Consider the following 23,320-nt stretch of genomic DNA (forward strand, 5'->3'; position numbering starts at 1 on the left):
AACGTTTATACCACTGATTACGGACAGTTACTTGAGCGTATCATGGAAGCCATCGCTAGTCAGCTAACAGGTAAAGGTAACCGTTTATGTTCGCTACGTTTATGATCGATCAGATGGACGCGCTGATGCTAGCACGTATCCAGTTTGCTTTTGTTATCTCTTTTCATATTGTTTTTCCTGCCTTTTCTATCGGACTTGCCAGCTTTTTAACTGTGCTCGAATTTCGCTGGTTAAAAACAGGCGAGCCTATTTATGCAGAAGTTTATAAGCACTGGGTAAAAATATTTGCTGTCGTTTTTGGTATGGGTGTCGTATCGGGTGTGGTCATGTCCTACCAGTTTGGTACCAACTGGGCAGTATTTTCAGACAAAGCTGGCAACGTTTTGGGGCCTCTACTAGCTTACGAAGTACTGACCGCCTTTTTCTTAGAAGCTTCTTTTCTTGGTATCATGTTGTTTGGTTGGGGACGCGTGAGCAAGCGTATGCACTTTGCCTCAACTGCGATTGTAGCCGTTGGTACGCTCATTTCAGGGTTTTGGATTTTGGCGGCCAACAGCTTTATGCAAACACCGCAAGGCTTTATGGTTGGCGCTGATGGTTTGCTCTATCCGACCAACTGGCTTGAGGTTATTTTTAACCCCTCATTCCCGTTCCGCTACGCACATATGATGACAGCAGCGTTCTTGACCACTGCCTTTGTGATTGGTGGTATCGGTGCCTACTATATCCAATCCAAAAAACATACTGAACATCGCAAACATGGTCGCGTGATGTTAGGTATGGCAATGGTGATGGCTATTTTTGTTGCGCCAGCGCAGGTATTGATTGGCGATATGCATGGTCTAAATACGCTTGAGCACCAACCTGCTAAAGTTGCAGCGATGGAAGGACTTTGGGAAGATGAGCGCGGGGCGCCATTGGTCCTATTTGGCATCCCAGACCAAGAGGCACAAAAAAACCATTATGAAGTTAAAATCCCTTATTTATCTGGTTTGATTTTGACTCACTCGTTGGATGGTGAAGTTAAAGGGCTTAAAAATTGGGCACCAGAGGATCAACCTTATGTCCCGATTGTATTTTGGTCATTCCGCGTCATGGTGGGTATTGGCACGCTGATGGTTCTAGTAGGATTGTTTAGTCTCTACAAATACTTCAAAAAGCAACAATTTGATCCTAAGAGTAAGTGGTTCCACCGTGCGTGGATGATGATGACGCCACTTGGTTTTGTCGCACTACTCGCCGGCTGGTTTGTGACTGAAACAGGCCGTCAACCGTGGACGGTATATGAGGTGATACGTACGGCTGAAAGTATGTCACCCGTTGCCGCCCAACAAGTGGCAACGACATTGATTGGCTTTATTGTGCTGTATATTTTTGTTTTTGGTGCGGGTAGTTTTTATATCTTACGCTTAATTGCTCAAGGACCAAAACCTTATGAAGATCCTTCAGATGATAACTTCTATGAGCACTCTATTACCGAAGGGCAAGGTCGCACATTGAGTGGTGATAGTAATCCTTCTGAAAACACTAAGAAAGATGATACAGAAGATCTTGATACGCCAGCGAATGATGAAAAAGACGGAGGGTTGCGCTAATGTTTAACTACGGCGATGTATTAGACTTACCTTTGATTTGGGGCGGGCTCATTGCTCTTTCTGTCTTTATTTATGTACTGCTTGATGGCTTTGATTTAGGTTGCGGGATTTTATTCCCGTTTGCAGGCTCGGACAAAAACCGTAGCCGGATGATGAACTCTATTGCGCCCTTTTGGGATGGTAATGAGACTTGGTTGGTATTGGGCGGTGGCGGCTTGTTCGCCGCTTTCCCAGTCGCTTACGGTATCATTATGACTGGGCTATATCTGCCCGTTACCGCTATGCTATTTGGTCTCATTATGCGTGGGGTTGCGTTTGAGTTTCGCTTTAAAGCCTCTTCACGCCGTCATGTCTGGGATACCTTCTTTTTTGTAGGTTCTGTGATTGCCACTTTCTCTCAAGGGATCATGCTCGGTGCCTTGGTACAAGGATTAGAAGCAAGCAATCGTTTGTATACGGGCGGTCCTTTTGACTGGTTCTCACCATTCCCAATCATGTGCGGGTTCGCACTTATTATTGGTTATGCACTACTTGGTTCTACTTGGCTTATCATCAAAACCGAACACAAACTACAGGTCTGGGCGCGTAAAGTCTCCAGCTGGATGTTAATGGCGTTAGTAGCCGCAATGATTGCCGTCACAGTATCTATGTTCTTCTCCGATATCGATGCACTTGAAGGCTGGTTTAGCTTCCCAGGCTTGCTCTATCTTGCGCCAATGCCACTTATTGTTGTATTGCTATTCTTTTTAATGCGTAAAGACTTAAATACTGAGCGCGAGTACCGCCCATTTTTATTGACGGTTGCTCTATTTTTAATGGGTTATATTGGTGTTTGTTTTGCTATATTCCCTTATATAGTCCCGTATCAGATGACGATTTATGAGGCAGCAGCGGCTGACACTTCGCTCTCCTTTATGCTGATTGGTGCAGTTATTATGCTACCGATTATCTTAAGCTATACCGCTTTTGCGTATTATACTTTTAAGGGAAAATCTGATCACAATCCTATGTACTAATGACTAATAACGGTATAAATTGGAATGACTGTGGCGGCCGTGTTAAATGACACCAGCCACAAACAAAAAGCAAATGGGGAGGTTCCCATGAAAAAGCTCAGTAAAAAACAATCGCAGTGGGCATGGTTCATTGGTCTATATCTGGCAGGTTTTTTAGTTATCTTCACTATTGCTCAATTAATCAAATTGGCAATGGGCGTTTAAACTATTATCTAAATAATAAAAAAACAGCGCTAATCTTATGATCAGCGCTGCTTTTTTATGTATCCAGTTTTTTTATTAATCAAACACCGCAATGATTATCAGCGCCTTTACTGTTAATAAAGTCATTTATCTGCTCTAAGCGCTCTGGTGTGCCGACGTCTATCCAATTATCAGTGATAACCTCAGCGGTAATCTGAAACTTAAGCATCGCTTGCTTGAGTAGTGGTGCTAGTGCTGCCGGTTGTCCTGCGACCAAGCCATCAACCAAACTGGGGGACATTACGCTAATACCAGCAAAAGTATACTTGTCTGCCTCACCAATTGGAGTCTCACTGGCAAGCCCATTATTAATAGCAAAGTCACCGCCATTATTATGCTCTGGATTATCGATTAATAATAGATGTGCGCGCTGATCGGCACTCAGCGTATAATCTTGCAATTGCGCAAATTCATAGGTCGTCCAGACATCAGAGTTGACTAGAAGAAAAGGCTCATCTCGTAATTTACCCGTTTGTAACGCTTGAAAAATGCCGCCTGCGGTCTCTAAAGGCTCATCATCTTCAACCGACCAATGCAAATTCACCCCATATTGCGACCCATCGCCTAGGGTATTCATTAGCTTGTCAGCAAGCCACGAGACATTGATAGTAATATCAATGATGCCCGCGGCTTGTAATGCCTTTATATGCCAGACAATCAGCGGCTGTCCACCTACTTCAACTAACGGTTTTGGGGTCTCAAGAGTCAATGGACGCAGACGTGTCCCCTTACCAGCTGCCAAAATCATCGCTTGGGTTATAACAGACATGCACGCTCCTTATTAACATTATTATTTTAATAATCGAATTAATTCATCAACACCTATTACGATGCAAACTTATTTTGATAAGCAGGTAATACGCTATTTTTTAGCCATTGATTAAAGGGTAATATAGCTTGCTTCATAGCATCACTGCCTTGCTCAGCCAGCCAGTCTAACTCAAAGACAAGATCGCGCATGACTTTTGGAATATCAGCTAAATAGCGGTTTTTACCATCGCGCTCAGACAACCGAATAAAAATGCCCAATACTTTTAGATGTCGTTGTACACCCATTACATTTAGGTCATGTTCAAACTGCTCAGCACTGTTCGCTGTCGGTAGCATTGCTTGCTGTTGCAATTGCCAAAAATCATAGACCCAACTTGACACTTGATTTTCTGGCCACTCTACATAAGCATCACGTACTAACGATACCAAATCATAAGTATAGGCACCGATGACAGCATCTTGAAAATCAATGACGCCTAAACGCGAATGATCTGCTTGATCTTGCATTAAGTTTCGACTGTGATAATCACGATGAACAACCACCTGTGGTTGGGTCAAAATATCATTGATTAGGGCAGATTTTAGATTTTCCCATAATTTCTCATCAAGGCTGACACCAATATAAGGTATGAACCAATCACGGAACAAATCCATTTCTCGATTGAGCATTGCACTATCATAATCTGGTAGTTCATGCTCTACGCAAGCTATCTGCACAGGTGTTTTTTGTAGCTCAACCAATGTGTTCATCGCCAATTGATAGCACTCATTAACCTTATCAATTGGCGCATCAACCAATAAGTGCGCAAACTCAATCGCTCCAAAGTCTTGCAGGACCAAAAACCCTTGTGCCATATCTTGAGCAATAAGATCTGGTACATTGACTGCAGGCGTCATCAGCTTAGTGACATTGACAAACTGCTGCATTGCTTCTTGCTCATCAGCAGAGTCCATAACGATATACCTTGCCGTCGGGGTATCATCGCTACTAGTGTTATCAAACAGCTGTATACGGTGGTACTGACGCGCACTAGCATCCCCCGGTAAGCTGTCAAGCACAAAGGTCTGATCTACAAATACTTGCTGCAACCAGTTCTCTAATTGCTGCTGACGAGTACTATTATCGACATCAGTATTGTTATTAATATCGGTATCGGGCTGTAAAGTCATATTGTCTGTCATAAAGGGCATCGCAGGTTAACAGTCAATAAGCTTAAGTACTTGATAATTGTAAGAACAATAATGTTGAAAATACAATTGTTAAAAATACCTAGTATTAATGACTAAATTAGTAATAAATAAAGTGAATACTTGCTAAAATGACGGGCTGTTTTTATTTGCTGGACGTTTTAGGTTATTTTTAAGGCTCGCTTTAGGCGCTGTGCTGAGCAGTAACCGTAGAAACGTCTTGCTCCGTCAGAAAATTTGATGAATAGTGTAGCTGATTTGGTTTTTTTTGACTATGATAAGTCGTCAATAGTTGTAATATGATTGTATATTTAAATTCATATTACCGTATAGTGGTCAAAAATATGACTACCCTCAGCTTACTTTTATTGTCGCAGGCTGATTTTTATAACTTCGGCTTAAACATAAAACGACATTAATATTTACAACTGAATCAAATATCGCAACCCCATAGGCTTTGCAATCATAGGTGTGCCCTTGTTATATTCTCCGCTTTACCAAAGCATTCGTTTGATTTTGTTTGGCGCTATCAGCTTAACTGGCTTAACTGTGAGCGCTGCCACAATAGACAACGATGATAAGCAGGCAGCAGCGCCGCTAATTTCTGACAGCCCTAGTATCGCCAATACCCCCATCAAAGACTACAGCGGCAGTAATAAGAGCTTAAGCGCTGCAACAACTACGGATATTGCTGCAACTACAGTAGATCCTTTGAGCATGAAGCACAGTGCTGATACTGCAATGAGCCATCAGGCTGATGACAACAGCTATCCACTAGCTTCTAGCAATAACTTTAACGCCAGTGATGATTTGGTTGCCAATAATACAGTGTCTAATACTGATAATGCCACCTTAACAATCTCTGAAACCACAAACAGCTCAAGTATTGATGTTAAAGCGTCACAAGACAATAACGATAGTAATGATAAAAAAAATACAGTGCAGGCAAATCAACCTCTAAAACAGAATCTGGCAATTGAGACTAGCCGTCTCGATATCAAAGATGAGAGCGTCCAAGACAGCTTGATGCGTTTAGCAGAGTTTTATGAGTTGACTCCTGATACTGATCCATCAACCTTAAGAAACAATAATGTCGATACTATAAATCCTGAACAAACTATAAGCACAGAACAAGACGATGTTCAAAGTAAATCGATACCCACGACTCAAAATATCCCTGAAGTAGGCAAAGAATTAAAGTTACTTCCAAACACAGTAGATAGTGCCCAGCGCTGCGAAGGTCAATGGGTCAGTCCTAAGCGCAACCCCAATTATCAACGTGCAGTCAATGAGGCCGGCGGACAGAAAAACATCAACCTTAGTGGCATTCCTAATGACCAAGCGCCTCTGTTTTCGGAGTCTGACTATGGGTACTATAATAATGTAGATTATGCTGAGCTATCTGGCAATGTTATTATTGACCAAGGTAGTCAGCATATTGAAGCCGATAAGGTGTTGCTTGATCTGGCCAATGGCACTGCTGCCGCTCAAGGCAAAGTCATGTTTACTGACCAAGTCTCTAATAGCAATAATCAAAGTAGCGACAACGTCAGTATGGATAAGTCTTTGAAGGGCGGTCTTATTGGGGTCGCAGACAACCTAGCATATAATACAGAGACTGGACAATCTACTGCTGACGAAGTCGCCTTTGCTAGCGTAGAATTGCAAGCTCATGGTTATGCCAAACGTTTGCATCGACCTAATGATACTCAGTATGAGCTTGATGAGGTAATGTTTAGTACTTGTCCGCCAACCAACCGCAAGTGGCAGTTTGATGCCAAAAGTATTGATTTAGATACTGAGACTGGGCGCGGCGAGGCTTACAATACTACTTTTCGCATTGCAGATATCCCTGTATTTTACCTGCCTTACTTCAACTTCCCTGTAGACAGTCGCCGTAGTAGTGGCTTTTTATTACCGAGCGCAAGTATTGGTAGCGAAAGTGGACTGGAAATCGATGTTCCCTACTATCTTAATCTAGCGCCTAACTATGATGCCACACTCAACACTCATCTCTATACCAACCGTAACCCTATGCTATCTGGCGAGTTTCGTTACTTAACTGAAGATTATGGCAAGGGCATATTTAACGGCTCATACTTACCCAACGATAGAAAATATGATGGCGAGGATCGCAGCAGCTTTTTTTATGATCACTACTGGTCATCAAGTAGCATCCCGCGTTTGAGTGGTGACGCCAAGTACAGCTATGTATCTGATGAAGATTACTTAAACGACTTTGATACCCTTGGTTTGTCTGATAGTACAGTAAACTTACCGAGACGCGCTAGGCTCAACTATTACAACGATTACGTTAATGGCGAACTAAAGCTTGAAACCTTTCAAACACTTGATGCTTTTGATAACGAGGGTGACGCGTTAGAAGACAAAGACAAACCTTACTCACGCTTGCCGCAGTTAACGCTCAATTATCGTCTGCCTTGGTTAGACGCCTTTGACATTACAGGCGTTCACGATTCAGCTTATTTCAAAAAATCCATCGATGATGGCTCTGAAGACGAAAAAAGCGGTATACGTGTCTATAATAAATTAAGTACCACTTATCCAATTGAAGCGGCATGGGGTTATGTAAAACCAAAGCTTAGTTTGCAGCACTTATATACCTCTTATGATCAAGACAGCTTAGAAGACAACCAACTAAATAAAGAAGATGGTAGTCAATCGGTCTTTGTGCCGCAGGCCAGTATTGATGCTGGATTGCACCTTTATCGTGCAGGCTCACCCTTTGGCGCTTTTGACGATACCATGGGTGGATATCAGCTACTTAGCCCGCGACTAAAATACACTTACTCGCCTTTTGAAGATCAAAATGATATTCCCAACTTTAATACTCGTATTGCGTCTATCAATTATGAACAGCTGTTTTCGGACAGTTGGTTTTTAGGACATGACCGCTTGCAGGACTTGCATGCCATCACTCCTGGTATCAATTATCGTTACATCGATGCAACGGGCGTGACACGTTTTGATGGTAGCATTGCAGAGCAGTTCTACTATGGTGATGGTCGCGTCAATCTCGACGATCAAACGCCCGTATTTAGCACGTCGTCCTCTGGGATGGTATGGAATGCTAGCGCTCAACCTTATAATAATGTATGGGTTGATGTTAGTGGCGCTTTAGATAATAGCTATGATATTAACTACATTACGACAGAATTGCGCTACCAGCCATCAAACAATAGCCTATTCAACGTCGGTTTTGTGAAGCGTCAACGTGATGAAAACACGGATCAGTTGCCATTGTCTGCATTTACAGCGTCTGCTATTTTCCCTATCAATAATAGCTGGCGTGTGCTTGCTCAAGGTCAGTACGATTATCGCAGCGATAAAATGTTGGACGCTCTCGTTGGTATTGACTATGAGGACTGTTGTATTGGTTTTGCAGTTTATGGTCGTCGCTACTATAATGATCTAAACCTTAGAGAAAAACCTACACAAGCGGTTATGGCAGAAATCAGACTGAACGGGCTTGGCAGTAGTAGCAGTCGTCTGACTCGCTTACTCGCAGATAAAGTCCTAGGTTTTGAGCCAGTACAAACAGCGTGGAAAGACTAACAGCTACTTTAACAAGCTCATCAAAATTAGATATGTGAGCGTTAATGTAGCAAGCTGTGCCGTATAACAAGTTGAAAAACAAGTGTGAATAATCACAGAATAATATTGTGAGCAAAATATCCAGTACACAATGATTTGCAAGAGAATACGCAACGTGTCACAAAGATAATTGCCCAACTATCATCCGATGCGATGACATTGACGAGGAGCATCATGAGATTTTTTTCTTTACACCAGACCAACCGTGCTGTACTAGTTTCTATGAGTATCAGTGCAGGCGTTTTATTAAGCATTAGTAGCCAAGCTGCACCAGCAGATACGCAAACGAACGCTGTGGCTACTAGTCAAGATGACAATGCTCGTTTAACGTCCGCTAGTAGTACTGACGGTATCATCGCTTTGGTCAATGACAATGCTATCTTAAAAAGTGACTTGGTAAATGCAATTGCACAAACACAGGCACGTGCGAAGGCCGCTGGCGAACCTATCGCCAATTCGGCACAATTGCAATCTGAAGTACTAAATGCGTTGATATTGCGCGAGTTGCAATTATCACTGGTCAATCGTGTCGGTCTAAAGCCCGATGAGGCTGCTATTAATCAACGTCTTGCACAAATCGCTCAGTCTGAAGGACTTACTAGTATTGGTGCGCTACAGCAGCGTCTTGATGCCAACCAAGCTGGAAGCTACGCGGCTTTACGCGCAAAACTGATCGAAGATGCCGCTATTCAAGCATTACAGCAGCGTCAAATCACTAATCGGGTACGCATTAGTGAGCAAGATATTGATGCTTTTTTGAGCTCTCCTGAAGCAAAACGCCTAAATCAAAGTGAGTATCAAACCATCCATGTTCGCGTACCTTATATAGATGACTATAGCCGCTTGTCAGAAGCTCAGCGTAGTGAGGCACTAAAAGTTGCGCAGGATTTGCGCACTCGCCTGCAAGCACCAAATGTCAATGTCGAAGCTGCGGTCGCTGAGGCCCAAGGCAATTACCCGATCCCATTACAAGGTGGCGATATGGGTTATCACAAAGCTGCTGCTCTACCTACAGAGTTATCTAGCGAAATTACCAAGCTTGACGTTGGCGCCGTTAGTGCTCCATTAGTGACCCCTGAAGGTATTGATATCATTAAACTGGCTGACAAAAAAGCCAGTGATACCATGATTATACCGCAGTGGCATACTCGTCATATCTTGGTTAAAGTTGACGAGCTTCAAACAGAAGCCCTCGCTGAACAGAAGATTAATGATTTGTACAACCAGTTACGTCAAGGAGCGAATTTTGCAGATTTAGCATCGACGTATTCTGATGATTCAGGCTCAGCAGGACGTGGTGGTGATCTTGATTGGGTCAGCGAGGAAGATATGATTGGTCCGTTTGAAGCCGTCATGAAAAACACTACCGTTGGTGATTACTCCGCCCCTTTCAAAACCCAGTTTGGTTGGCATATCCTAAAAGTAGAAGACAAGCGCCAGCAAGATGTCAGTGATCAATACCGTCGCAATATGGCTCGTCAAGCGCTTTATCAACGCTTAGCCCCGCAAGCGCAAGAGGATTGGTTACAAGAATTACGCGCTGGCGCTTATATTCAAGTCCTCAACTAAGAGTTAGTAACTTAGCGCTTATTTAGGCAACACTTAATACTAATCAAGGGCGTATATCTTTATATACGCCCTTTTTATGCTCTCAAAACTTATCTATGGCGATTAAAAATCGTATATCGTAACCGTTAAACGCCGCCTTTTCGTGTTCTATAATAAGCTGCTTATATATCAATAGTAATATAAGAAAACAAAGCATAGTGTCACAAAAAATCTACTCATTTATACTTTACTGTAGTCATTTATACTGTTTCTAACCTTTATTCACAATATCAGTAACAATCAGCTGATGTTTATTAAATATAATGCTATGAAAGTTTGCTAAGTCCAAAGGTTAATTACTTATATACTTTTTTTGAGTGAAGACACCATAATGTAAGGTTTTACAGACTATTAAAGATATTATAAAGGTGGAAGGATGATATCACCGTGCATTTTTTATAATTCCATAATCATCATTGATATTTAGGATACATGAGCGTGAATAACAAATTAACTGGTAGTGACTTAACCCGAGCAATGCTAAATCGTGGCGATAAAAAGATTTGGTGTGCAGTAGATGACGATAGCGATGCACGAGCTATTAGTGATCAAATCGAAAATGATTTTACCGCTCGTATCGTATCTTTTCGTGATGGAAAATTTTATTGTACTGCTGGCATGACATGGTCCTATGCTGTGCCTATCAAGATTGTTCCACTAACACAACAAGAAGCCAATTTATAATTAGAATTGGCTTCATAACTTATTAGAACAAATGTTATGGTTCTAAAGTCTTACTGTAGATGAGTGGTTTTATCTGAAAGTGTATGTATAAATACACTCTTTTGTCTTTGTAGCCAGCTCGTTAAATTCAATCATATTCTATTCAACTATTTATTTCACAAAGAAAAACCCCGAACCTAGGGCAATTGGTTCGGGGTTTTAGCGCTTTATATTATTATTATCTCTTCCCTGATGACTCATCCTAAGTCACGGACAATAATCTATAAGACAGCGGGCTGACCTGTACTCATAGTATCACTGTCTCAACACGGTATCCTTACCCTCCTTGTGTTGATGAAACTATTGTAGGGTAAACGGATATGGGTAGCTAGAGGCTAAAAGCTCTATTTACTGTACGTTTTGGCTTACATGTATTCGTTTAAGCGAATTAAAAAAAGAGGCTGTTTGAGCACGGTTTCCATGGTTTCAATCATACTCTGCATGTTCTTTTGATACTTTATCACCTTCTTCTTTACCTTCTTCGATTTTATTTTCTGTCTCTTCAATATCTTCAGTTTGGGCAGTCGGTGCATTTTGTTCTTGCTTATCTGCTTCCTCCGGCTCGTATTGCAAAGTTGTCATGACAGGAAAATGATCGGAACCTACAGACGGCATACGCTGAATATCAACTACAGTAAAGCAAGCACTATGAAATAAATGATCTAATGCCCAACGTAAAAATGGGTACTTAACATGAAAAGTATTGATAAAATGACGACCAATACGTGGGTCTAGCAATCCTGAGATACGTTGAAAGCGTCGAGTAGTCTTTGACCATGCGACATCATTAAGATCCCCTGCTAATATTGCAGTCTGATTATTTTCCTTAATATGCTTACCGACCATCAACAGCTCAGCATCACGAGTGGTTGATTTATCTGCTTCTGTCGGGCTTGGCGGCATCGGATGTAAACAGTACAGCCAGATGACTCGACCACTTTGCAGACGCAGTTGTGTATGGATAGAAGGTATATCATCTATCATTAAGTACTTAACTTGAGGGTCTATCAACTCAAGCTTAGAATATAGGTGCATACCATAAAGATTGTCTAGCGGCACTTTTACCGTATAAGGATAATCGGACTCGACTTGATGCAACGCTTTTTCCCACTTCTCATCACTTTCTAAAGTAATCAAAATATCAGGCTGTTTTTGTTTGACCAAATCAACCAGTTTTTGTGTCTCATCATTGGGAGTCAGGACATTTGATACCATGATTTTAAGCTGATATACCTGCTCTTCTGGCTTGTCTTTTGCATTTTGGACTTCTTTTTTCCATAATTTAGTATAAGGCAGTACCATTCTAAGCTGAAAAGCCAACGTAATAGTTAAGGTAATAAACAACAACCACTGCTCCCATTGCCATTCTGACCAAAACACCAACATGCCAATCCACGCGATAATACCCAGTACCATTATTTGAATACGTGGAAATTCAACACCTCTCACCCACCAGTTATCAAGAGGTAACCAGCCCCAGATTGTCACAAATGCGATGAATCCTGCTAACCATTGCATGCCATAATATAATAAGGAGAGATCCATAGTATGTATTAACCGTTTGTTAGTTTGTGGGTGAGATTTATGATTATACTTACCTTAAATTAAATGACAAAAGCCCATATCGTTTTTCTCTAAAAACATTTAGGCTTTTGCTTTAAGTGCTTATATGAGTAAGTCTATTGAACATTTATATTAGGTACACACTTTAGCATCTCATGAGACTATCGCCTATTGCTAAACATTACTTAAGCATAGACTGTCATAAAATATTACAAACGCTATCTATGAGATATAAAGAGAAGCGCACTCAAACCTATTTGAACCCAATAACAAGATAGTAATCGGCCCAAGAGCTGGTAAATGTATTCTCCCTTAAATGCTCGCCTTACAGTCATAACCAAAAGTTATAATAGGCACAGTTAATAGTGTGCAAAAAACTTCGAAAAACCACTGAAATATCTTGATTTTTAACGTTATTCACGGCATTGTTACTGGTTGACGACGTAATAACTGATTGTAAACAGGATTAGACTTCATGAGTAATTTAACAGTAGGCTTGGTAGGCTGGCGCGGTATGGTTGGGTCAGTATTGATACAACGTATGCAAGAAGAAAATGACTTTAACGGTATCACGCCTGTGTTTTTTTCGACGAGTAATGCAGGTGGTAATGCGCCAAGCTTTGACGGCGTTAAGACCAGCCAACTCAAAGATGCTCATGATATTGCTGCCTTAGCAGCGTGCGATGTGATTATCACTTGTCAAGGTGGCGATTATACATCAAAAGTTCATCAGCCGTTGCGTGACAGCGGCTGGAGTGGTTATTGGATTGATGCAGCAAGCACTTTGCGCATGGAAGATGACAGCATCATTATCCTTGATCCAGTGAACCGTAGTGTCATCGATAATGCACTGGCTAATGGCAAAAAAGACTTTATTGGCGGCAACTGTACAGTATCACTAATGCTAATGGCTATCGGTGAACTGTTCAATAAAGGCTGGGTCGAATGGGTCAGCGCCATGACGTATCAAGCAGCTAGCGGCTCAGGCGCAAACAATATGCGCGAGCTTATCAATGGCATGGGCGTCTTACATGATGCAGTTAAAGATGAGCTGGCTGATCCTGCCAGCGCCATTTTGGACATCGATAAAAAAATCGCTCAGACGCAGCGCTCAGAGAACTTTCCTAAGCAGTATTTTGGTGTGCCACTAGCGGGTAGTTTGATCCCTTATATCGATGCTCAATTAGACAACAAGCAATCACGTGAAGAGTGGAAAGGTGGTGTTGAAACCAACAAGATTCTTGGCAACTCTGAAGCTGACAATATCGCTATTGACGGTATGTGTGTGCGCATTGGTGCCATGCGCTGCCACGCTCAAGGCTTAACCATCAAGCTCAAAAAAGACATCCCATTAGAAGAAATCGAAGCGGCGCTAAAAAATAGCGGTAACGAGTGGTTAGATGTGGTCGAAGATGATAAAGAGACTACCGTGAGCCGTTTAACCCCAGTAGCCGTGACCGGTACATTGACTGTGGCGTTAGGACGCTTGCGTAAGCTAAACATGGGGCCTGAATATCTAGGTGCATTTACCGTTGGTGACCAGCTGTTATGGGGTGCTGCTGAACCTTTGCGCCGTATGCTAAATATCATTCGTGAGCAAAATAGCTAAAATAGATGTTTTAAAGTTAAAAGTAAAAAACTAAGAACCAAAAAGACAGCAGAGGCTGTCTTTTTGGTGGATATTAATTGGGCTGATAGGCAATCATCACCTCATTGCGACGCATAAATGGTAACGTCCATGGCGGATTATAACGTGCAAGCTGGGGTGTACTCATTATATTCAGATTTTGGCTTTGCATCCAAGACTGTAGCGCTTCTGTCTTTTTTGCGACCTTATCAGTTCCTGCCAATCCTGAAAACTTGATAACGCCATAATTCTGTACGGGTACTTCCTTAATCTCAATATTTGGGTTGTTGGGCTTAGGCAATGTTTGTATCGTATATTGGCTTGGCATAGTAAATTGCACGCGCCACTTACCATCGTCTTGTTGCATGCTTACGGGCGCGGTCATGGCAATCTTTTGCGACTCCCCCTTGTCTTGGTTGCTTTTAGGTTCCATAGTGACAGGCGCGGTCATACTAATCTTACTGCTCTTCCCATCTGACGCCGTATTATTCCCAAAGATATAATCTGCCAAAACCTTAAACCCTTCGCGACTGGCATCATTTTGATCACCTGTTACCCAAGTTTGAGCTACCAGCTGTTTATCGTAACGACGCAACTCAAAATTATCGGCTTGTAACAAAATAGTATAATCTGGTTCCTCGACTGCCATAGCTGCTCCTGGTATTAGTAATAGGCCACTTACTAACAAACCATTAAATAGCGTACCACTCGATAAAAAATCAGCTACCTTAGTCATACTGTCCCTCTACTAGTCAGAAGTAAGATTAAACGCTTTTACTTTATCACTATCTCATCGTTTACTTTAGCAAGCATTCGATAATACTGTCTGTATTTTTTGGTTATAGTAAAGAATACTTTCATAGCATTATTCACTGCTGCTAAACTTCTAGGTCCCCAAAAAAACCTAACAATGTTATAATTAGCACCATTTTCATAGCTTACATAGCGGTTATCATATGCAATTTGTTTTACATAAAACAGCTACTGGCGAGACGCGTGCACGCCGTGGTACAGTCCATCTTAATCATGGTGATGTACAAACACCCGCCTTTATGCCTGTCGGTACTTATGGCACGGTTAAAGGTATGCTGCCACGCGATATCGAAGCCATCGGCGCTGATATTATATTGGGCAATACTTTTCACCTATGGCTACGTCCTGGTACTGAAGTAATTGATAAATTTGGCGGCTTGCACAAGTTTATGCATTGGGATAAACCCATCTTAACCGATTCAGGTGGTTTTCAAGTGTTTAGCCTCGGTGCGATGCGTAAAATTACCGAAGAAGGCGTCAACTTTAAGTCGCCCATCGATGGTGCCAAGGTGTTTTTGTCGCCAGAAAAGTCGATGCAGATTCAGTATAGTTTAAACTCAGACATCGTTATGCAATTCGATGAGTGTACCCCCTATCCTGCGACTCATGATGAGGCGAAAAAATCTTTAGAGCTATCATTGCGTTGGGGACAGCGCTGCGTTGACGAGCATAATAGACTGGGCAGTACCAATGCGCTGTTTGGTATCATTCAAGGTAGTATGTACGCAGATTTGCGCCAGCAATCTCTCGAAGGCCTGCTCGAGATTGGTTTTGATGGTTATGCCATCGGCGGTCTATCTGTTGGTGAGCCAAAAGATGAGATGATGGATGTACTAGACTATATCCCAGATGCGATGCCAGCAGACAAACCACGCTATCTAATGGGCGTTGGTAAGCCTGAGGACATCGTTGAGGCAGTCCGTCGCGGTGTCGATATGTTTGACTGCGTTATGCCCACTCGTAACGCCCGTAATGGTCATTACTTTGTCACAGGCGACACAGACAATGCAGGTGTGGTACGTATTCGTAATAGCCAGTATCGTAACGATGAAGGCCCATTAGATCCTGAGTGCGATTGCTATACTTGCCAGAACTTTAGCCGTGCTTATTTATATCATCTTAATAAATGCAAAGAGATGCTGGGTGCGCAGCTGGCCACTATCCATAATTTGCGCTATTACCAGCGTTTGATGCAAGGTATCAGAGACGCCATCGAGCAAGATACCTTTGATTCATTCGTCAGCGTTTTTTATCATCAGCGTGGACAGACGGTTCCTGAGCTAAATTTGCGTTAATTTAAGTACGTCTTGCCTGGTAAACTTTTAGCTCAGTCACTAAACAGAAAAATGCCAGACAGTGTTTACTGACTGGCACTTTATTTTTCAGATAATCATTATTTTTTCAACAGTATAGTTTTTTATCATTGCAAAAACGTGACTGTCTTTAGATATGATCTTTTGGCAATTCACTCATCGGAATGTCAGGATGCTTTCTTAAATGTAAGATTGCAGTGAGCAAACCACCCCATATAAGTAACATTGAAATAATCATAAAAATAATTGCTGATGTTGTCATAATAAATTCCTATTAAGATTTCAATTTGATTAGTGTGCATCGTCAATCAAACGAGATTCATCATCTTCATCATCGTGATGACCTCTTATACGAGAAAGTATAAACGCGCCTAATCCAAAGAATACCACAACGCCCCAACCAAATAATAATAGTATGGTAGTAGAGTAACCCTCGTAAGGCTCTTGAACCAAATTAATAAGCTTCAAACCTAGGGCAATGGTCAATACGGTTGGTGTGATAACCGTCAACATAAATACCCAAGCACCGCCTAGTTTGACACTTGAGATGCGGTTGATATGCTCTAATAAACCTGGAATCTTATGGCGATTAAACCATGTTACCCAAACGATTGACATCAAGCCACCAGCGACAATACCGATATTATTTGCAAAGTGATCGATAACATCTACTAACACCAGTGAGCTACCAGTAGAGAACGCAGCAATCGATATGACAGCACATACCCCACCTATTGCAGCAACTGCTTTTTTACGTGACCAATCAAACTTGTCTTGAAAGGCTGAGATAGGTACTTCAAGGATACTCACTAAAGAGCTGATACCAGCTACTACCAAAGAGCCGAAGAACAAGAAACCAATAAAGTCACCACTGCTGCCCATCGTTGAGATGATTTTGGGGAATACAAAGAACGCCAGTCCCACGCCGCCACTAGCAACTTCAGAGACTTCTTGACCTGTTGACATCGCCATAAAACCAATAGCGGCAAAAATACCGATACCAGCAATCAATTCAAAAGATGAGTTAGCGAAACCTACCACCAAACCTGCGCCAGTTAAATTGGTATTTCTTTTTAGATAAGAGGCATAAGTCACCATAATACCGAAACCGACCGATAATGAGAAAAACACATGGCCATAAGCTGCAAGCCAAACGTTAGGATCTTTCATTCTCTCCCAATTTGGTTCAAAAAAAGCATTCAAACCAATTTCAGCGCCTGGTAAATTAACAGCTTTAAATACCATAATGCCAAACAATACTATGAGTAGTGGAATACAAATTTTGTTGGCAAGCTCAACACCCTTACGGATACCGCCAAACATGATTAACATGGCTAATGCCCAAACGATGAGCAAACCTATAAACATCTGTGGTACGAATACAGAAGTCAGATCTCCTGTATGCTGTACAAAGTCGCTGACAAAGAAGGTTGTGGTATCTTCACCCCATTTTTGTCCAAACGAGAAAACCATATAACTGCCCGCCCATACAATAACGGCGGCATAATAAATAGCAATGACAAAGGAGACAAGCGTCTGCCACCAGCCCACAAACTGGGCAGATTTCACCATTTTCTTATATGCACGTGGCGCGGCAGCGCGATACTTATGTCCTATAATATAATCTAAAAACAACAGCGGAATACCTGCTGTTAATAAAGCAATAAGGTAAGGCACCATAAATGCCCCACCACCGTTATCATAAGCCACATAAGGAAAACGCCATATGTTACCTAGGCCTACTGCCGAACCGACAGCTGCTATGATGAAACCAGTCCTACTCGACCAATTCTCTCTTGGTTCTGCCATATACTCCTCCTAACACTACAATGATAAGCTACTCAAATTTTATAAACCAAGAGATAGCTAAATTAGCAAAAAAGATGTTATACATTATTTTTTAATTAAAATAGGTTACTATAATCTTACTGAACATCTTTAGAAAGTGTCTGCTAAACATTATAAAAAGTCAAGTACTCATAGACATAAAAAGCCATAACATTTAGTTATGGCTTTTTGTCTATAGATATCAATGGAGAAGAATACAGAGCATGAGGGAATTTATATTAAAAGAGTCTTAGCGCACCACACCTCGTTTACTATACTGTAAAGAATCAATAAGCAACTGAATTTTGGGCTCTTTTGGCAACAAATCCTCTTGCAGAATTTTGAGTGCTTGAGCAGTGGTTAATCCAGATCTAAAAATCGTCACGTATGCTTGACGAAGCATATCTATGGTGTGCTGCGACCAATCTTTACGACGCATGCCTTCAATATTGAGTCCATGAGCATGTGCTGGATTGCCTGACACCATCGTAAAAGCAGCGACATCTTTTAGAATCAGACTAGCACCGCCAACCAAGCTGTAATCTTCTACTCGGCAAAACTGATGTATACCTGAGTTACCACCAATGATGGTATGGTTGCCGATAGTCACGTGGCCTGCAATACCGACATTATTTGCCACTACATTGTGATCACCTATCATGCAATCGTGCGCAATATGAGTGTTGACCATAAATAGATTGTGATTACCGATTTTGGTTAACTTGTCATCTTGTACCGTACCACGATGAAAGCTACAAGCTTCACGAATGGTATTATGATCGCCGATTTCAAGCCATGTACGCTCACCAGCATACTTTAAATCTTGTGGATTTTCGCCGATACTTGCAAACTGATAAATTTGGTTATGTTTACCAATTCGAGTAAGTTTGGTTACTACCACATGCCGATGCAAAATGGTGTGTGCACCAACCGTCACCTCATCACCGATGATACAATATGGTCCTATAATAGCTGTCTCATCAATCTTGGCAGATGGTGAGATGAGCGCTGTGGGATGAATCTGACTCATAATGCGGGCCTTTGTATCATTTAATACGAGAAATGGTAAAACAGAATACCAATAGTTTGGCCTTAAGGCCAATACCAATTATAACCAAAATTATTGTTGTTGATGATTATTCTCATCGCGAATATTAACATGACTCTCCAGCAAATTCAGTCAATTACTGATTCAAACGCTTTTATTGTCAGCTTTTTATTGCTCTTGGCGAGCGATCATTACTTGAGCACTGGCAGCCAACTCATTTTCGACGTGTACGGTACAGTCAAACTTATAAATGCCTTGCTTTTGCATCACAGTCTTAGCACGGATGATTAGCTGATCACCAGGAATCACTCGGCGCTTAAAACGAACCTTATCGACCCCTGCAAACAAATACAAATAACCATCTTCGGCAGTCAAACCTGCACTAATAAAGCCTAGCACACCTGAAACTTGAGCCATAGACTCAACCATTAGTACACCTGGCATAATAGGCTCATCAGGAAAATGACCATTGAAGAATTCTTCATTGATAGTCACATTTTTGATGCCAGTAATACATTCACCAGGTTTACAAGCTGTGATTTTGTCCACCAACATAAAAGGATAGCGATGTGGCAAATAATGCTTGAGGGTATGATAGGTTAATGGCAGTGTCAGACCTTGTTCAGATAATGTTTTGATGTCTTCGTCGTTTAAAGTATCTATGTCTGTAGCACTCATAAAGGGGCTTCCTTGCTTATATTACATATTGTTGGTAAGAAAATTATTCTGTTGTTAATACACTTATAGATAACTTCAAATAAATAGATTTAGCTGTCACCCAGCTGCCGGAAGCGTACTGCTGCCCGCCGCCACTTAGCAGTTGGCATTGCAGCTGTTCCCGAAGAGTATGATCCAGCACTCTTAATAGATTTGGTCACCATCGTCATACCTGATAAAGTAACATCATCTGTGATATCGATATGACCATTAATACCTACCGCGCCACCGATGACACAACGTTTGCCAATAGTAGTACTACCAGCAATACCTGTATTGGCAGCGATAGCAGTACCAGCACCGATACGCACGTTATGAGCGATCTGCACCAGGTTATCAATAATGACGTGGTCACTGATGACAGTATCATCAATAGCACCGCGGTCAATACAGGTGTTACTACCAATGCGGACATGGCTACCAATGATCACACGACCCAGCTGTGCGATACGCTCCCACCCGTCAATACTTGGATCTTGAGACGGTGCAAAGCCAAAGCCTTCAGCACCAATGCTGACACCAGCATGTAATCTAACATAATCGCCAATAATACAATCATGGCCAATGACGACTTGCGACTTAAACACACAGTCAGTACCAATACGACTGTATGCTTCAACGATTACATTCGCATCCAGACAGCTACGATCACCGATATGGACATGCTCATTGATTACGCAATAGGGACCAATGCGGACATCAGCCCCAATTACTGCACTCTTAGCGATAATTGCTGTCGGATGAATATTATTACTTTTTGTAGTATGACGTACAAACAGCTGGCTGCTGCTAGCGTAAGCCAGATAAGGTGATGCAACGACTACGACTACAGTTGGCGATGGTACTTGCTCACGATACTGCTCAGTGACAAGCACTACACCTGCCTGACTTTGCGCTAAGCTGGTGATGTAATTTGGATCTGCCAAAAAACTCAGCTGCGTACTATTTGCATCAGTCAGACTACCGACACCGTTTATTGATAGGGTTAACTGATCCGTAGTAAGCTCAGCTTTATTCAATACTGGCTGACGCTGTTCGATTCGAGAAATAATTTGCTTAATCGTTATCATAATTGGCGTTAATATGATTAATAAGAATAAAATGGATGCCAAACTGATACTTCAGTTTAACAACCAATTCAATAATAGTTATAAAATAATACTAAGCGTTTAAAACCATCTGCATAATAAAACGACTTTACGTCTATACGCTTAACTAGAACGTGCTACCAATCTGGAACTGCACCTTTTCAGTCTCATCGTTTTCTTTATCGCCGATAGGTACAGCATAACTTAATGAGATTGGACCGATAGGTGTATACCAAGTGACCCCTGCACCCGCACTAAAGCGCAGGTCGTTGTCTTGGGTCAGCAATGGCACCTCTGTATCATTACCATTAGCTGGGTTAATAAAGGTGCGATCTTCTTTATCTGTGGTATCAAAGACCTGACCACCTTCAGCGAATAGTACTGGACGTACTTGATCCGCCCAGTCACCTTTGAATGGCATTGGCAGAATCAGTTCAGTACCAAAGGTTGCTAACGCATTACCGCCAACCTCTTCTTTTTGAATACTTTCAAAGCCATTTACTGCATTGTAATAAGACTCAGAACGAGGACCGAGCGTCGACGCTTCATAACCACGTACCGAACCATAACCACCAGCGTAGAAATTTTCATAGAAAGGCAAGTCATTACCATAGCCAAGCTTAGTATAGCCGCGTGCAATCACATCTTTATACACAGGATAGTACACATTACCAGTATAGAGCAGTTTTTGGTAATTCGTATCGCCAAACCCAAAAGTGGCATTAACATTGTGGCTCATGCCTTTAGTCGGAAATACAGGGCGATCTAACGTACTATAATCCCACCCTAAAAGTAGGTTGTAGGTATTATAGTCGTTTTTAAAGCCAGTTCGACCTTCAAATTCTCCAGAAAATGCTTCAGTAGTACCACCGTCATCAATAATTTGCTGAACGTTTGATACGCCAAGCCAGCGACCACCGCGTACGGCAGTGTTATCAAAGTTTACCCCAGCACTGACGCGCTTAGTCTCATCTACAGGGTAGCTATAATTTAGTGTTGCGCCGTAAGAGTCAGTAACATAGTTACTAACGTTACGATCATCATATTTAGTCTCACGATAATAAGCGCTGACACCTTGGGACACGCCATTTTCTGTAAAGTACGGATCCGTATAACCTAAACTATAAGAATCACGTGTCTCTGAACGTGATAGCGCCGCTTTAACGCGGTTACCTGTACCCATAAAGTTGTTTTGGGTAAGATCTAGCTGGAACGTTACACCGCCACTTTGTGAATAACCTGCGGCAATGGTTGAGCTACCAGAAGGCTGCTCTTCAACCACATAATTGATATCCACTCGATCTGGTTGATTAGGGACTGGTTTTACATCGACATTGACTGCTTTGAAGAAGCCTGTACGCATCAAACGTGTACGTGATAGCTGTATCTTGTCGTTAGATGCCAGCGCCCCTTCTAACTGACGCATTTCACGACGTAATACTTCATCTTGCGTTTTAATATTGCCATTAAAATTGATACGGCGTACATAAATAGGACGCGCAGGGTCAATATAATAATCAATATCGACAACTTTGGTTTCATCATTAATGCGTGGTACTGGACGTACTTGTGCCAGATAATAACCCTCATTACCATAACGGCTTTTTAAAGCAGCGGTAGATGCATCAAGCTTGGCTTGTGAGTATTGCTCATCAGACGCAAAAGTCACCAGCTCGTCCAGCTCATCAGTAGCAAATTTTGGATCGCCCAAGAAGTTTATTTCACCGAACTGATACTGCTCACCTTCGCTTAAACTGACTTCAATGAACACACTACGCTTATCTTCACTGATATTTAGTACAGCGTTATCAACATTAAAGCGTACATAACCATCGTTTTGATATAGGGCTTTTAAGTTCTCTAGACTGGCAGCCAGCTTTTCTTTCGCGTAGCGATCAGATTTAGATAATAGACGTGTCCATGAAGATTCTTTTACCGCAAAGACGTCTTTGATATCTTCATCACTAAAATGCTTATTACCAATGACGTTGATGTCAACCACTTTAGCAGGCTTGCCTTCGATAAAGCGCACATCTAACTTTACACGGTTGCCATCAAGCAAAGTCTGGTCCACTTCGATATTACTGTTGTAATAACCTTGGCTAATATATTGTTGTTGTAACTCATTAGCAACGCCTTGTAAGGTCGATTGTTTGAGCACATCACCTGCAGACAGTCCAGCGTTTTCGAGTCCTTGCTCTAGACCTTCTTCAGGAATCAGCTTATTACCTTCAAAATTTACTTCAGCGATAATAGGACGTTCGATAACATCAAAACTCAGCTGACCACCTTCGACACGGCTTTGGATATTTGCAAAATTGTCAGTGGCATATAGTGCTTTAATGCTGGCTGCAAGGCTACTGTCATTGACTGTATCACCTACTGTCACAGGTAAGACTGGATACAAGCTATCAGGGGTTAAACGTTGTAGACCAGTAAAGCCAATATCAGTGACTACAAAGTTTGCCGCCTGCACAGGCATACTCATCATTGCTACAACTAACGGCAACCCAGCCGCACTCATAAATAAAGGCGTACGCATAAACACTATCCGTCAATAAAAAA

Annotated in this window: 18 protein-coding genes; 8 read left to right on the plus strand and 10 right to left on the minus strand. The window is 41.8% G+C overall.

The genetic code is table 11. From position 1 onward, the window contains the following. Positions 1-101: 101 nt before the first annotated feature. From Q0890_RS01030 to Q0890_RS01040, 3 genes are all read left to right on the plus strand, one after another. The gene (locus Q0890_RS01030) at positions 102-1,595 is read left to right on the plus strand and encodes a cytochrome ubiquinol oxidase subunit I (protein ID WP_299217973.1); all 1,494 of its coding nucleotides are present in this window, start codon (positions 102-104) and stop codon (positions 1,593-1,595) included. Then, complete coding sequence (gene cydB, locus Q0890_RS01035; RefSeq protein ID WP_299216360.1) at positions 1,595-2,611, plus strand: cytochrome d ubiquinol oxidase subunit II; 1,017 nt, start codon at positions 1,595-1,597, stop codon at positions 2,609-2,611. The genes Q0890_RS01030 and cydB overlap by 1 nt, the downstream gene beginning before the upstream one ends. A gap of 87 nt (positions 2,612-2,698) precedes the next feature. Continuing rightward, a complete protein-coding gene (locus Q0890_RS01040; protein ID WP_149031854.1) occupies positions 2,699-2,815 on the plus strand; it encodes a DUF2474 domain-containing protein in 117 nt (38 codons plus the stop codon). Positions 2,816-2,894: 79 nt separating this feature from the next. Here the strand turns inward: Q0890_RS01040 and murU are convergent, their stop codons facing one another. Beyond that, positions 2,895-3,623 (minus strand): N-acetylmuramate alpha-1-phosphate uridylyltransferase MurU, encoded by a 729-nt coding sequence (murU, locus tag Q0890_RS01045; RefSeq protein ID WP_299216363.1) that lies wholly within the window; start codon positions 3,621-3,623, stop codon positions 2,895-2,897. A 56-nt stretch (positions 3,624-3,679) separates the two neighbouring features. Then, positions 3,680-4,795, minus strand: a complete 1,116-nt coding sequence (locus Q0890_RS01050; protein WP_299216366.1) for a phosphotransferase — start codon at positions 4,793-4,795, stop codon at positions 3,680-3,682. A gap of 489 nt (positions 4,796-5,284) precedes the next feature. Here Q0890_RS01050 and Q0890_RS01055 point away from each other — a divergent pair, with 489 nt between their 5' ends. From Q0890_RS01055 to Q0890_RS01065, 3 genes are all read left to right on the plus strand, one after another. After that, positions 5,285-8,389 (plus strand): LPS assembly protein LptD, encoded by a 3,105-nt coding sequence (locus Q0890_RS01055; protein WP_299216369.1) that lies wholly within the window; start codon positions 5,285-5,287, stop codon positions 8,387-8,389. A gap of 213 nt (positions 8,390-8,602) precedes the next feature. Beyond that, positions 8,603-9,997, plus strand: a complete 1,395-nt coding sequence (locus tag Q0890_RS01060; RefSeq protein ID WP_299216372.1) for a peptidylprolyl isomerase — start codon at positions 8,603-8,605, stop codon at positions 9,995-9,997. A gap of 471 nt (positions 9,998-10,468) precedes the next feature. Next, on the plus strand, positions 10,469-10,720 hold the full coding sequence (locus Q0890_RS01065; RefSeq protein WP_299216375.1) for a hypothetical protein: 252 nt from the start codon (positions 10,469-10,471) through the stop codon (positions 10,718-10,720). A gap of 465 nt (positions 10,721-11,185) precedes the next feature. On the opposite strand, the gene Q0890_RS01070 is transcribed toward Q0890_RS01065, so the two are convergent. After that, positions 11,186-12,304 carry an endonuclease/exonuclease/phosphatase family protein gene (locus tag Q0890_RS01070; protein ID WP_299216378.1) on the minus strand — a complete coding sequence of 373 codons (1,119 nt, stop codon included), beginning with the start codon at positions 12,302-12,304 and terminating at the stop codon, positions 11,186-11,188. Between the two features lie 493 nt (positions 12,305-12,797). Between Q0890_RS01070 and asd the strand changes: the two genes are divergently transcribed. Beyond that, the gene (asd, locus tag Q0890_RS01075) at positions 12,798-13,931 is read left to right on the plus strand and encodes an aspartate-semialdehyde dehydrogenase (protein WP_299216381.1); all 1,134 of its coding nucleotides are present in this window, start codon (positions 12,798-12,800) and stop codon (positions 13,929-13,931) included. A gap of 73 nt (positions 13,932-14,004) precedes the next feature. Here the strand turns inward: asd and Q0890_RS01080 are convergent, their stop codons facing one another. Then, positions 14,005-14,685 carry a heme-binding protein gene (locus Q0890_RS01080; RefSeq protein ID WP_299216384.1) on the minus strand — a complete coding sequence of 227 codons (681 nt, stop codon included), beginning with the start codon at positions 14,683-14,685 and terminating at the stop codon, positions 14,005-14,007. A gap of 220 nt (positions 14,686-14,905) precedes the next feature. Between Q0890_RS01080 and tgt the strand changes: the two genes are divergently transcribed. Beyond that, on the plus strand, positions 14,906-16,057 hold the full coding sequence (gene tgt, locus Q0890_RS01085; RefSeq protein ID WP_299216387.1) for a tRNA guanosine(34) transglycosylase Tgt: 1,152 nt from the start codon (positions 14,906-14,908) through the stop codon (positions 16,055-16,057). Between the two features lie 148 nt (positions 16,058-16,205). Here the strand turns inward: tgt and Q0890_RS01090 are convergent, their stop codons facing one another. The 6 genes from Q0890_RS01090 to bamA form a co-directional block, all read right to left on the minus strand. Beyond that, entirely contained in the window at positions 16,206-16,337 is a 132-nt protein-coding gene (locus Q0890_RS01090) for a methionine/alanine import family NSS transporter small subunit (protein WP_299216392.1), read from the minus strand. Between the two features lie 29 nt (positions 16,338-16,366). After that, on the minus strand, positions 16,367-17,884 hold the full coding sequence (locus Q0890_RS01095) for a sodium-dependent transporter (RefSeq protein ID WP_299216395.1): 1,518 nt from the start codon (positions 17,882-17,884) through the stop codon (positions 16,367-16,369). A 268-nt stretch (positions 17,885-18,152) separates the two neighbouring features. Further along, positions 18,153-18,932 (minus strand): acyl-ACP--UDP-N-acetylglucosamine O-acyltransferase, encoded by a 780-nt coding sequence (gene lpxA, locus Q0890_RS01100; RefSeq protein WP_299216398.1) that lies wholly within the window; start codon positions 18,930-18,932, stop codon positions 18,153-18,155. Between the two features lie 186 nt (positions 18,933-19,118). After that, on the minus strand, positions 19,119-19,628 hold the full coding sequence (fabZ, locus tag Q0890_RS01105) for a 3-hydroxyacyl-ACP dehydratase FabZ (RefSeq protein WP_299216401.1): 510 nt from the start codon (positions 19,626-19,628) through the stop codon (positions 19,119-19,121). Positions 19,629-19,717: 89 nt separating this feature from the next. Beyond that, a complete protein-coding gene (lpxD, locus tag Q0890_RS01110) occupies positions 19,718-20,737 on the minus strand; it encodes a UDP-3-O-(3-hydroxymyristoyl)glucosamine N-acyltransferase (protein WP_299216404.1) in 1,020 nt (339 codons plus the stop codon). Between the two features lie 145 nt (positions 20,738-20,882). Further along, positions 20,883-23,297, minus strand: coding sequence for an outer membrane protein assembly factor BamA (bamA, locus tag Q0890_RS01115; RefSeq protein ID WP_299216407.1), 2,415 nt, complete (start codon positions 23,295-23,297; stop codon positions 20,883-20,885). Positions 23,298-23,320: the final 23 nt, after the last annotated feature.

Source organism: uncultured Psychrobacter sp. (assembly GCF_947488565.1).
Taxonomy (GTDB): domain Bacteria; phylum Pseudomonadota; class Gammaproteobacteria; order Pseudomonadales; family Moraxellaceae; genus Psychrobacter; species Psychrobacter saeujeotis.